The following is a 12464-nucleotide window of genomic DNA, read 5'->3' as shown; positions in this document are numbered from 1 at the left end:
GTCACACTTCTTCGCTTTCCTTCAGTTTCGCCAGCACGCTGTAGTCCTCCAGCGTCGTCGTGTCCTGCGTGATCTTCTCCTCCCCCGCCGCGATCGACCGCAGCAACCGCCGCATGATCTTCCCGCTCCGCGTCTTGGGCAGCGCGGGCGTGAACCGCACCTGGTCCGGCCGCGCGATCGCCCCGATCTCCTTCGACACGTGCTCGCGCAGCGCGGCCTTCAGCGCGTCGGCCTCCGCCGGCGACTTCGGTTCGCGGCTCGGCTCCAGCGTGCAGAACGCCGCGATCCCCGTCCCCTTGATCTCGTGCGGCATCCCGACCACCGCCGCCTCCACCACCGCCTCGTGCGACACCAGCGCGGACTCGACCTCCATCGTTCCCAGCCGGTGCCCCGCCACGTTGATCACGTCGTCCACACGACCCATGATCCAGAAGTATCCGTCGGCGTCGCGCCGCGCCCCGTCGCCCGTGAAGTAGTACGGCTCGCCGTTCACCGGGCTGTGCACGCGAGAGAAGTACGTCTGCACAAACCGCTCCCGGTCGCCGTAGATGCCGCGCAGCATCCCCGGCCACGGTCGGCGCACCACCAGCAGCCCGCCCGTGTTCGGCGGCTGCTCCTCGCCGCGCTCGTTCACCACCGCCGCGTCCACCCCGAAGAACGGCAGCGTGCACGAGCCGGGCTTGGTCGGCGTGCACCCGGGAAGCGGCGTGATCATGTGCCCGCCCGTCTCCGTCTGCCACCAGGTGTCCACGATCGGGCATCGCTCGCCGCCGATCGTCCGGTGGTACCACATCCACGCCTCGGGGTTGATCGGCTCGCCCACGGTGCCCAGCACCTTCAGCGACGAGAGGTCGTGCCGGCGCGGGTGCTCGTCGCCCCACTTCATGAACGCCCGGATCGCCGTCGGCGCGGTGTAGAACTGCGTCACCTTGTGCCGCGCGACGATGGACCAGAAGCGGTCCTCCCCCGGGAAGTTCGGCGCGCCCTCGTACATCACGGTCGGCACGCGGTTCGGCAGCACCCCGTACACGATGTAGGAGTGGCCCGTCACCCAGCCCACGTCCGCCGTGCACCAGAACACCTGCCCCGCGTCGGGCACGAGGTTGAACGCCAGCCTGCTCGTCAGGTACGTGTGCACCATGTACCCGCCGGTCGTGTGCAGAATCCCCTTCGGCTTGCCCGTCGAGCCGGAGGTGTACAGCAGGAACAGCATGTCCTCCGAGTCCATCGGCTCGGCCGGGCAGTTCGCCGCCACGGCGCGCACGGCGTTGTGCCACCAATGGTCGCGCCCTTCGTGCCAACTGACGCTGTTCCCGCACCGGCGCAGCACGAACACCGTGCGCACCGCCTCGGGCGTGTCCGCGAGTTGCGCGCACGCCGCGTCCACGTTCTCCTTCAAGGGCACGACGTTCCCGCGCCGCCACGCCCCGTCGCACGTCACGATCACCCTGCTCTTCGCGTCGTGCACACGGTCAATGATCGCTTGCGAACTGAACCCGCCGAAGATGACCGAGTGCGCCGCTCCGATCCGCGCGCACGCGAGCATCGCCACCGCCACCTCGGGGACCATCCCCATGTAGATGGTGACCACATCCCCCTTCTTCACGCCAACGCTCTTGAGCGCATTGGCGAACCGGCACGCTTCCGAGTGCAGGTCGCGGTACGTCAGCCGCCGCACCTCCGGCCCGTCCGCCCCGACCGGCTCGCCTTCCCAGATGATCGCGGTCCGGTCTCCGTGCCCGGACGCGATCTGGCGGTCGAGGCAGTTGTACGACAGGTTCGTCCGCCCGCCCACGAACCACTTCGCGTCGGGGGCTTTCCACTCCAGCACACGCCGCCACGGCGTGAACCAGTGCAGTTCAGATGCCACTTCGCCCCAGAACCCCTCCGGGTCTTCAACTGACCGCCGGTGCAGCCCTCGGTACTCCTCCATCGACGCCACGTGCCACTGCGGCATCCCCAGGTTCGCAGCCAGCCGGGGCTGGAAGACGCGATTTTCCTGCAGGATCGACTCGATCGACGCGCTCTCGGGACTGGGCATGGTTCACTCCGGCTTGCGGCGCGGCCACGCGGCGGCCGTCCGTCTGCGAAGATACCGTCTCCCCTGCCCCCGCGGCAGCACCACCGAGGAGATGACCAGTGACCGACACCCGGCAGCCAGGCACGATCCAGGCCGAGACCACCGTCCACGCCCCGATCCAAGCCGTCTGGGACGCCATCGCCACCGCGGAAGGCCTCAAACGCTGGTTCCCCATCGACGCGGCGGTCAAGCCCGGTGCCGGCGGCGGCATCTGGTACTCGTGGGGGCCGGGCACGGTCGAAGGTACCGCGAAGATCGTCGCGTGGAGTCCGCCACGACACCTGAAGACGGAATACGACGGCATGTCCGACGACTGGACCCTCGAACCCGTCGGCAACGGCACCGTCGTCCGTGTCGTGAGCGCCGGGTTCGGCGACAGCACGGCCGGACGCGAACAGGCCGCTGCCGTTGAGCGCGGGTGGCGGTTCGAACTCACGGGCCTGCGCCATGCCATCGAGCGTCACGCCGGCAAGCCGCGCCATGTCGCCTTTCCTCGCGTCTCCAGCCTGTGCCTCACGCGCGAGGAAGCCTGGGGCAAACTCGTCGGCCCGACCTGCATGGGCCTCGGCTCGCGCGCCGGCGTGCCGCGGCCCGGCTCCGTCGTCCAGTTCGTGACGGGTGCGCGCGACCGCCTCGAGGCGGACCTCCTCATCCACGACCCGCCCTACGAACTCACCGCCGTCGTCTACGATTGGGACGACGCCCTCGTCCGCCTGCGCGTCGATGCGCCGCTCGCCGGGGGCGAAGGCCTCGAAGCCTCAATCTTCGTTGCCATTCACGGCGACCGCGCCGCCGAAGCCCGCGGGATCGAGTCCCGCTGGGGAGACCTTCTGCGCACCGCCCTCGCTTGATTCAGCGGGGCGCTCCACCCCAACTGATCGAAGCGGATCGAGAGCGGTCCCGGCCCGACGCGACGCAGCCAGACGTGCCGAGCCGGGACGCGCTTCCGTGACGCCATCAACCCGAAGACGTCACGATCAGGAGCGACGCCAGGGGCATACGCTCACGCGTCATTCCCCTCACGCCCGGGATGAGCGGGGCTTCGAGCGAATCCCGGGATCCCGATCGCACCGGAGGGGTGAAATCCGCTCAGTCGTTGATCGTCAACTCGACCTTGATCCCCTCGCCCGAGAGGAAAGTCTCGAACGCCGTGCGGTAGTCCTCGATCGGGAACTCGTGGGTGAGGATGTCGTCCAGTTCCAGGCGACCCGACAGCACCAGTTCCTCCATCTGGTACCACGTCTCCCACATCTTCCGACCGTTGATCCCGAGCACCTTGCACCCCTTGAAGATGATGTGCTCGTTGAAGTTGAACGTCACCGCCTTCGCGGGCAGTCCCAGCAGCGCGGCCGTCCCGCCGTTCCGCAGCGCGCGGAACCCCTGGTCGAACGCCGCGTCCGCGCCGGACATCTCCAGCAGCACGTCCACGCCCTCGCCCCGGCAGGCCCGGCGCACCTCCGCGATCCATCCGTTGTCGCGTGCGTCGAACGCCTCGACCGCTCCCAGTTTCTTCGCCAGTTCAAGCCGGGGTGGGTTCACGTCGGTGCAGAAGATGCGGCTCGCGCCCGCCGCCCTCGCCACCGTCACCGCCATCAACCCGATGATCCCCACGCCGGAGATGAGCACGGTCTTTGCGCTCACGCCCGCTTCCATCACCGTGTGCACCGCGTTTCCGAGCGGGTCGAAGACCGCCGCGACGCGGTCCGGGATGTCCCGGTGCACCGGCCACACGTTCTCCTCCGGCACGACCACGTAGTCCGCGAAGCACCCGTCGCGGTCGATCCCGATGATGCGCGTGTCGCTGGCGATGTGCGCGTTGCCCGTGCGAGAGTTGAAGTCCAGGCCCGCTGTCACGTGCCCTTCCGCGCTCACGCGCAGCCCCGGCTTCCACCGCGTCACCGCCGAGCCGACACGCTCGATCGTCCCCACGAACTCGTGCCCCGTGACGATGCCCACCGGGATGCGCCCGGCCGCCCATTCATCCCATTGCCAGATGTGCCTGTCCGTCCCGCAGATCCCCGCCCGCCGAACCCGGATCAGCACGTCGCGCGGCCCAGGCTCCGGGCGGGCGCGATCGGCGTCAAAGGCGAGTCCCTCGCCGGCGTGGTGCTTGATGAGAGCGCGCATGGGTTCCCTTCCGGGGTCGATCAAGGAGTGGGGGTCGGCGGATCGGGCGGCCGGTCCGCCCACGGGGGAGATTGTGGCGGGGGTGATCGCACCGATCAACCGCCGCGTGCGAGAGCGGTAGACTGCCCCGGTGTCCCGCGCCGGCAGCCCGAGTTCGTTCCTCTTCCTGGCCGCCACACCGAAGGGCGGCCGAACCCTGGGCATGCGCCAGGCTCGCTCCGAGCGTGCCCTCGCTGAGGGACTCCGCCGCGATCGCCTCGTCCTCCTCCGAACCTGGCGGCTTCCCGCCTGGGTCGGAGCGCGCGAAGGCACCCTTGCCCTCAAGGATCAGGCCGAACTCAACACCCAGCTCGCCCTTCTCCTCAAGCGCGGCGTTCCGCTCGTCGAGGCGCTCGAAGTGACGGCCTCGGTTGTCACCACCCGCACCAAGCCCCTCGTCCAACGCCTCCGCGACGAGGTCGCCGGCGGCGCATCCTTCTCGGATGCCTGCCGACGCGCACGCGCCTTCGACACCGTCACCATCGCTGTCTACCAGGCCGCCGAGCGCACCGGCGACCTCGCCGGCGCGGCGGGGCAACTCTCCCGCACCGCCCGCCGCCAGGTCGCCCTTCGCGGCAAGGCGCTCACGCTGATGCTCTACCCCGCGATCGTCCTCGCCATCAGCATCCTCGTCGTCGGTCTCATGCTCATCCTCGTCGTCCCCAGCATCGGCAACGCGCTCCTCCAGATGACGGACGACCTTCCCGGCTACACCAAACTCATCATGGCGATCAGCGCATTCGCACGCGCCAACGCGCCCATCGTGCTCGCTGTCGTCGGCGCGCTCCTCATCCTGCTGCTCCTCGCGCGCCGCCAGGTCGGGGCGGCCCTCGCCCGCGCCATGCGGAAACTCCCCGGCGTGCGCACCGTCGCGCTCACGCAGGAGTCCGCCCGTTTCTTCGCCGTCATGGCGGCCATGACCCGTTCCGGAGTTCCCCTCGCCGACTCGCTCGGCGTCGCCACCGAGGCGATCGCTCACCCCGTCATGCGCCGGCAGCTCCGCACCCTGCGCACACGCCTCATCGAGGGTGGCGTCCTCCGCACGCTCATCGACGGCGTGGAGACGCTCCCGCTGGCGACACGCCGCCTCCTCATGGCGGCAGAACGCGCGGGCGACCTCGAAACCGCTTTCGACACCCTCGCCGACGACCTCGCCGACGAGACCGAACGCCGCTCCACGCGCCTGCTCTCCGTCCTTCAGCCCGCGCTCATCGTGGCGATGTTCGTCATCATCGGCTCGATCCTCATGGCCGTGATGCTCCCGCTCCTCACCCTGCCATCCAAGGTCATCTGACTCGGAGGCGACCGCCCTCGCCTCCTTCATCTGCCTTCTCTCCGCTCTTCGATCGACGGGGGTGTTCGCCTACGGACCTTGACCCGTCGTCAGGCGCCATCCTTCGCCGGAGAATCGCCCGTTCTCGGCCCTTCCCGCGTTCATGGCGAGCCTTTCCGCTCGGGGCACTACAATGATGTTGCGGCAACTCCAGCGGGTGCAGCCGGTACAGGCCTGCCGGGGGAGCAGCCGTGGCGACATACCGAAGGTGTGCCGGGAAGGAGTCTGCGATGGGGTCTGGGCGTGCGGCCGCTGGACTGGTTCGGAGCGGGTTCTCGCTCCTCGAAATCATGCTCGTGCTCGTGCTGATCGGTCTGCTCACGGCAGGCGTCGCCGTCAGCCTCAGCGGTACGGGCACCCGCGCCAAAATCCGCATCACGGAGACGCGCATGGCGTCGATCAAGAGCGCGCTCCAGCAGTACCACATGGAGTACAGCGCGTTCCCGCCGACGCTCGAAACCCTGCAGACCATCCGCCCGCCGATGCTCGACGAGAACACCAAGATCACCGACGGCTGGGACCGGGCGTTCTTCTACGGCACGCCGGGCATGAACGCCCGCGATTACGACCTCATTTCCTACGGGCCGGACGGCCAGCCCCGCACCGACGACGACATCAACATCTGGAACATCAAGCGGTGATCCGGGGAGGTCGGCGACCATGACCGGCCGCAACGCTCGACACGCACGACGGTTCGGTCACCGCTCCCGCGGCATCACTTTCCTCGAAGTCGTCCTCTCGACCGTGATCCTCGCGATGGCCGTCTCGGCGATGGCCTCCGCCTGCGGCTTCCTCTTCAGCGTACAGACTCGGCAGCAGCGCACCCTCGGGTGCGCCGAGGTCGCCAACCGCCTCATCCTCCAGTACCTCGACGACCAGAAGTCTCTCCCGAACCCAGACCTGCCCGTCGAGTACGGCCCGGCACAGTACCGCTGGCGACTCGAAAAGTCACGCGTCCGGGTCGTCACCGATCCCGCGCTCGACCAGGCCGTTCGCGACCGACGTATGCAGAGCGGCCTCTCGCTCGACCGCCTCGAACAGATCACCGTCACGGTCTGGCTCAGCGAACGTTCCGGCGGCGCGCGCACGCTCGCCGAAGGCCCGCCCAGCGTCACCATGACGCGTCTGACCGACCCCGTGAAGGTCTACCGCAACCCCGATTCCTTCAGCAACCTCATCAACACCGAGGAAGGCAGGCGCAGCCTCATCAACATGCTCATGGGGGGCAGCCAGTGACGCGCACCGCCTTCACGCTTCTCGAGACTGTCCTTGCCGCCGTCATCGGCTCGCTCGTTGTCCTCTCGGGCTACGCCGTCTTCGCCTCGCTGAACGCCGCCGACCGATCGCTCTCACGCCGTGCCGACGAGCAGGTCCAGATGGCGCAGCTCCAGCGCACCATGCAGCGGGCCTTCTCCTCGCTCCTCCTCGCGCCGACGCCGCAGAACACCCAGCAGCCTTCGGGCGGCGCAGGCGGCGTCACCGCGGGCGCGGCCACCGAGAGCGCCGAAGAACCGACCATCCCCCCGCGCTTCATCCTCGGCCCGGAAACGGACGAGCGAATCTCCCGCCTCACCCAGCGGGCGAAGTTCGCGGCCGGCGGCGGCGGCGGCAAAGTCGCGTCGCCCCAGCGGCTCGAAATCACGCTCCACAAGCCGCCGATCGTCGCCCCCCCCTCGCAGCGCGTCCCGGGACTCACCCTCGTTGAGGCCAGCGAGGCCGCACAACAGGACGCCGCAGGCGGCGTGCGCGGTGCGTTCGTCCTCACGCCCGACGAAGTCAGTGAACTCTCACGCTCAGAGGATGGACGAACAGGCTGGACCCTCTGGTGGCAGCCGATGGTCGGCGGCGACGACACCGCGCCCGTCCCCGTCGCAACCGGGCTCGTCTACTGCCAGTGGCAGGTCTTCAAGGACCGAGAGATGCACGCCGAACTCTCCGCGGGCATCCCTTCCGACCTTCCTGCCTACGTCCAACTCGAAGTCGAGACCCTCGGCGGTCTGTACGCCAACTTCATGTTCGAACTCGCCTGGGTCGTCGGCGAAGAACCGGGCGCACTCATCGAAGAACCACAACCGACCCCCAATCTCGGCGGCGCGGGAGCACCGACCCTGGGGCCGGGCGGACCCGGGCAACCCGGCCTCCAAGGCGGACCCGGCGGCCCGGGAGCACCCGACGGACCGGCGCAGCGCCCAGGCCGCCGACCCAACCGCGACCTGCAGCCCGCGCCCGGCGGCACCACCCCCGGCCAGGCGCCGCCGACCCGGCCCGTGCCGATCGAACGGAGAGAGCAGCCGTGAGCGTCCGCTCCGCGACACCCCTGCGCGCCCGCGGCTTCGCGATGCCAGTCGCGCTGATCATCGTGCTGCTCGTCGGCGTCGTCACCAGCCTGATGTTCGAGCGCCAAGCCGCGCAGCGGCGCGTCATCGAGCGGCAGCTGTGGTGGTACCAGGAGCACCACGCCCGCTTCGGCGTGCAGGAGGTCGTGGACGCGTGGATGACGCAGATTCCGAGCAACCTGCGGATCGAGGACGCGCTGGGCGAGAACGGGCACGCCGCCGACCTGGTCCTTCCCGACGGAAGCGTCGCGGTCCTGTTCCTGCACGAGGGTCAGGGCAGCCTGCTGACCGACCTGACCGCGCTCAGCGCGTCGGACCAGGAGTTCTGTCAGCGACTTCTCGACCAGTTGACGCTCGTCGAGGAGGGCAGGGCGAAGCCCCAGAACCGTCGTGGCGTCGGCCCCGCCCAGGTCAGCGTGAACTCCGCTTCGCTCGACGTGCTTCGCGCGGTCTGCCGTGCCGTCCTCGACGAGAGCCGCGGGGAGATGCTTGCACGGGAAATCGACGCGGAGCGGGCGAAGCGAGGCATTCTCGACTCGCCGAATGCGTTGAGCGAGGCGATGAGCCGCGTGCAGGTCAGCCCCGAGGAGCGTGCCGCCGTGCTCCGAGCCTTGACGACACGGGCTTCCTTGTACTACCTCATCGTCGAGCTGCAGCGCGGGCGCGACGGCGTTCGGCTCGCCCGCTACGGCGGCTACATCCCGATGTCCGATCGTCGCCGCACAGGACAGGCGGAGGACCAGGTCTGGGGACGACGGACGGCCTTTCTCACGTGGGATGATCTTGGGGTAGAGTAACGGAACACGGGCCGGAGGCCCGCGCGAGGATCTGACGATGGACCGCCTGCGGATGCCCGATCGACGGACGGCGAGGAAGCTCGCGTACGCGGCCCAGGCCGCCGTCGCCGGCGTGCTCGTGCTCACGACTGCGGTGGCTGCGCTCGGCGTGCCCAGCCTCGAACCACGGCGCGTCGAGGCGCCCGAACCGCCCAGGGTCGAAGCGGACACCCAGGCCGGGCCGACGGCCACGACGGTTGCGCGGATCGACACCGAAGCGGTTTCGTTCATGCTCGGGTCGGTGAAGAATCGTCCGACGCCGCCCGTCGTCGTCGAGACGACCGCGGAAATCCTCACCGAAGCGATGCCGTCGTCCGCGAACGGAGAGATTCGGTTTCTCGGCGGGATCATCGAGCCACACCGCGCCGTGGCGCTGCTCTCACTCGGGGGTGTGCAGCGCATGGTGCCCGTCGGTCGAGAGTACCAGGGCTACCGCGTGCTCCGCGTCGAGCCGGACCACGTCGTCCTCTCCCGCGGCGGCGATGACATCGTGGTCGAGAAATCCGACCGACATGGTTCGGTCGTGAGTTCCGTCACGCCGCGCCCGGGCGCCACGAACCCCGCCAACGCGATGGTCATGTCGCAGCCCGGCACGGAAGACCCGGCGGCACTCCGCGCTCGGGCCGCCGAGCGCGCCCGCGAGGAGATCGCCCGGCGCCGCGGGGACTTCGACCGGATGAGAGTCGAGCGTGGCGGGCAGCCCGAGGACCAGCGTTGACCGCGCGCGTGTGCTACCTGGAACGAGCGGATCGGGGCGGACGCATCGAACGGGTCCGCCTGGTCGGCCCGCGCGACGAGGACTCCTGGGCGCTCCGCGCCGCCGATCCCTCGGACCCGATCTCGCTTGGGGCGGCCCTGCGCGAGGCCGCCGAGTGGGTCCGCGATCGCCTCGTCTCGACGGGCGATCGCCTCTCCTCACTCTGCGTCGATGCGGACGGGTCGCTCTGCGGCTGGGTAACAAGCGCGAGCGCGTCGCCCGAGGTCGTCGGCGCGATGATCCGCCAGGGTGTCGCGGGGACCGGGGATGTGGACGAAGGCCCGGCGCCAGTCGGGGGCACCGCCCTCTCCCTCAGCCCCGACCTCGACATCGAGGGAGCAGCGTCCGTCCAACCGCTCGCGGACGACGACAAAGAGAGCGGGAACGCCGATCAGGAACGCCGCCGACTCGCTGTCCTCGCCGTCCCCGACGCGGCCGTCCGCCTCTTCCTGGACCATCTGGACGGCCTCGGCGTCGAGACGCCTCGCGTGCGATCTATCTTTCACGCCGCCGCGCTCGCGTGGGATCCCGCCGCCCGCGCCGGCGCGGGTGCGATGAGCGAGCGGGTCGTCGCCGAGAGTGTCGGAACCGCGGCGGTGGTGCTGAGCGACCCACGGGGGCGGTTGCTGTGGGCTTGGTCGCGCGGGGGCGAGCTCATCGCAGCGGGAGGCATGCGGGTGCCGCGCACCCAGCCGAAGCCCGCGAGTGAGGAGGACGAGACTCAACCCCGCTCGTCCGATCGTGCGGAGGTTGCCGCCGGCAGCGCAGAGATCGCCCGCCTCGTCGGGGAATGGATCGCGTGGGCCTCGCAGCTCGGTGCCGCGCCATCCCGCGTGACCATCGTCATGCCGAACGCCGCCTGGACCGAGGGGGGGGGCCTCGGCGGCGCGGCGGCTGCGATCGGCGCAGCGTGGGCCGGGTCCACCATCGACGCAGCCGACGAGGACGATCCCATCGCGGCAACGCTCCGTGTCGCCATGGAACGCGACGACGCCCCCGGCGAGCCGCGGCCGTCCACCGCCCTCGTCGCGCTGAGCCGCCGGCCCGGCCGCGCTCATCGGACCATGATGCACTGGGCATCCGCCGCCGTCGCCGCGACCGGCGTCGGCCTCTGCGTCTTGGCGGCGCAGGTCTGGCGATCCGCGGCGCAGGCCCGCGACCTCGGCCGCGACGCAAGGGAGCGATGGTTCGAACGGGCGGCCGCGCTCCATTCCGTCGTGGCCAACCCGCAGGTTCGCGACCCCATCGACGAACTCGAACGCGAACTCGAACGCCGCCGCCGCGCCCTGCGACCGCGGGGCTATCGCTCCTTCATGCCCGTGATGCAGGAACTCGAAACCCTCTCCTACATCATCGGCAACGACATGATCGGCCTCGAACGTCTCAGCATCAACAACACCTCCGTGCTCCTCGAAGTCAGCGTCCCGGACACCGCTGCATACGAGGAACTCCGCACGTCTCTCGGTCGCATCTCCGGCTCCAAGGTCGTCTTCCCGCGCGACCAGGACTCGGTGTCCGAGCAGCCCGCTCGCGCCGGCTCGCCCGGGGGGCTGCGCTGCAAGTTCACGGGCATCTGGCCTGAGGAGCCTCGCTCGACAGTGGGGGAGGGTGGAGCATGATCACGCGCGACGCGGAACGCAGGGCCCTCAGCGAGGACGCCCGCTTCGAACTCGCCGGATCGGCAGCCGCTGCCGAACGGCGCAACCGGCCCACCGCGATCCTCATCGCGGCCCTGCTGGCGCTTGCGGTCGGCGTCGGGGTGCTGGCGTCGAGCCTTGGCGCGCGCGCCTCCGCCGGGCGTGCCCTGCGACTGGAACAGACCCGAGAGGAGCAGGTGGTCCGCCTTGCCGCCCAGTTCGAGGCCGTCGATCGCCAGCGCCAGAACACCGGCGCGGACGCTTTCGCTCCGATCCCGGACGTGCTCAGCCGCATCGAGGCCGCCGCGCGCGACGCCGGCCTCACCGACCGCCCACCCATCCCGAACCAGCGCAGCGAGCGGAGCGAGGATCTCACGCGGCGCGATTACGCCTACTCCGCCATGCGCGACGCGAGCCTCGACAAACTCCTCAAGTGGGTGGAACTCTCTACTCAATCCGTCCCCGGCCTGCACGTCACCGCCATCGAACTGCGCCCCGAGCAGCGAGCCTGGCAGGTGATCGTGACCTTCTCCAGATGGGAGCGTCAAGGGTGAACCGACCGACGAGACTGGCTCTGATCCTCATGTGCGCATCCGCCGCCGCACTCCCCTCGTGCACCGGCGGCGGCTCGCGCTCGAAGCTGCGAGCGGACGACCCATACGCCCAACTCGACGAGCGCGCCCGGCGCGGCCGCGAACTCTTCGCGCAGGCCGAGGTCGCGCAGAACCGCGGCGACGCCGACCGCGCCATCGCTCTCTACCGGGACGCAGTCCGAAACGCGCCCGACCTGGCCGAGGCGTGGAACAACCTCGGCATCCTCCTCATGGAGCGCTCGGACTACGCAGGGGCGGCCGAGGCGTTCCGCGTCGCCATGGACCTGCGCCCGACCGACCCGCGCCCCGCCGAGAACCTCGGCCTCGCGTACCTCGAAGCCGGCTGGGGCGTCGAGGCCCTGCGCTACTACGAGATGGCCCTGGAGCGAGACCCGAACCGTCGCGAGTCACTCCGCGGCGCGATCAAGGCCACGCACCTGCTCAACGTCGCCGATCAGAAGGCACTCGACCGCGTCCGCCGCGCGCTGCTCATCGAGAACGATCCCGAATGGCGCATGATCGCCGAGCGCGAGCGTGTCCGCATCGAGCACAGGCTCGAGGGCGAGCGCAGCCTCGCTCGCTGACGCCGACCACGCCGGGGCGCGAAGCACGCAAAGGAAGAACGTGCGCGAGAGGTTACGGCGTGAGCGATCAGGGCGGGACCTGGCAGGCCCAGTCCTTCCCGCATGATTGCCCTCTGCGCTCTCCGCGCCTCTCCGCGAGCAA

Annotated in this window: 11 protein-coding genes and 1 pseudogene; 10 read left to right on the top strand and 2 right to left on the bottom strand. The window is 69.9% G+C overall.

What is annotated here, in order from left to right:
• Position 1 precedes the first annotated feature (1 nt).
• Positions 2–2041, bottom strand: a complete 2040-nt coding sequence (acs, locus tag FBT69_02660; protein MDL1903697.1) for an acetate--CoA ligase — start codon at positions 2039–2041, stop codon at positions 2–4.
• 98 nt (positions 2042–2139) lie between these two features.
• Between acs and FBT69_02655 the strand changes: the two genes are divergently transcribed.
• Positions 2140–2931, top strand: coding sequence for an SRPBCC domain-containing protein (locus FBT69_02655; GenBank protein ID MDL1903696.1), 792 nt, complete (start codon positions 2140–2142; stop codon positions 2929–2931).
• Between the two features lie 238 nt (positions 2932–3169).
• On the opposite strand, the gene FBT69_02650 is transcribed toward FBT69_02655, so the two are convergent.
• The gene (locus tag FBT69_02650; GenBank protein MDL1903695.1) at positions 3170–4207 is read right to left on the bottom strand and encodes an L-threonine 3-dehydrogenase; all 1038 of its coding nucleotides are present in this window, start codon (positions 4205–4207) and stop codon (positions 3170–3172) included.
• A 130-nt stretch (positions 4208–4337) separates the two neighbouring features.
• On the opposite strand from FBT69_02650, the gene FBT69_02645 reads away from it, so the two are divergent.
• The 9 genes and pseudogenes from FBT69_02645 to FBT69_02605 all read left to right on the top strand — a co-directional run bounded on the left by FBT69_02645 (position 4338) and on the right by FBT69_02605 (position 12322).
• The gene (locus tag FBT69_02645) at positions 4338–5540 is read left to right on the top strand and encodes a type II secretion system F family protein (protein MDL1903694.1); all 1203 of its coding nucleotides are present in this window, start codon (positions 4338–4340) and stop codon (positions 5538–5540) included.
• A 269-nt stretch (positions 5541–5809) separates the two neighbouring features.
• On the top strand, positions 5810–6220 hold the full coding sequence (locus FBT69_02640) for a prepilin-type N-terminal cleavage/methylation domain-containing protein (GenBank protein MDL1903693.1): 411 nt from the start codon (positions 5810–5812) through the stop codon (positions 6218–6220).
• Positions 6221–6239: 19 nt separating this feature from the next.
• A complete protein-coding gene (locus FBT69_02635) occupies positions 6240–6815 on the top strand; it encodes a hypothetical protein (protein ID MDL1903692.1) in 576 nt (191 codons plus the stop codon).
• Between the two features lie 860 nt (positions 6816–7675).
• Positions 7676–7759 (top strand): annotated as a pseudogene (locus tag FBT69_02630) (chitin-binding protein).
• A 113-nt stretch (positions 7760–7872) separates the two neighbouring features.
• Positions 7873–8712, top strand: a complete 840-nt coding sequence (locus FBT69_02625; GenBank protein MDL1903691.1) for a hypothetical protein — start codon at positions 7873–7875, stop codon at positions 8710–8712.
• A 37-nt stretch (positions 8713–8749) separates the two neighbouring features.
• Complete coding sequence (locus tag FBT69_02620) at positions 8750–9469, top strand: hypothetical protein (GenBank protein MDL1903690.1); 720 nt, start codon at positions 8750–8752, stop codon at positions 9467–9469.
• Positions 9466–11127, top strand: coding sequence for a hypothetical protein (locus FBT69_02615; protein ID MDL1903689.1), 1662 nt, complete (start codon positions 9466–9468; stop codon positions 11125–11127). The genes FBT69_02620 and FBT69_02615 overlap by 4 nt, the downstream gene beginning before the upstream one ends.
• Positions 11124–11699: a hypothetical protein gene (locus FBT69_02610; protein MDL1903688.1), complete on the top strand. Its 576-nt coding sequence runs from the start codon at positions 11124–11126 to the stop codon at positions 11697–11699. Before FBT69_02615 ends, FBT69_02610 begins: the two co-directional genes overlap by 4 nt.
• Positions 11681–12322 (top strand): tetratricopeptide repeat protein, encoded by a 642-nt coding sequence (locus FBT69_02605; protein ID MDL1903687.1) that lies wholly within the window; start codon positions 11681–11683, stop codon positions 12320–12322. Before FBT69_02610 ends, FBT69_02605 begins: the two co-directional genes overlap by 19 nt.
• Positions 12323–12464 lie beyond the last annotated feature (142 nt).

It is taken from the genome of Synechococcales cyanobacterium CNB, from assembly GCA_030263455.1.
Classification (GTDB): domain Bacteria; phylum Planctomycetota; class Phycisphaerae; order Phycisphaerales; family UBA1924; genus CAADGN01.
This window is presented reverse-complemented; position numbering and strand designations above follow the sequence as displayed.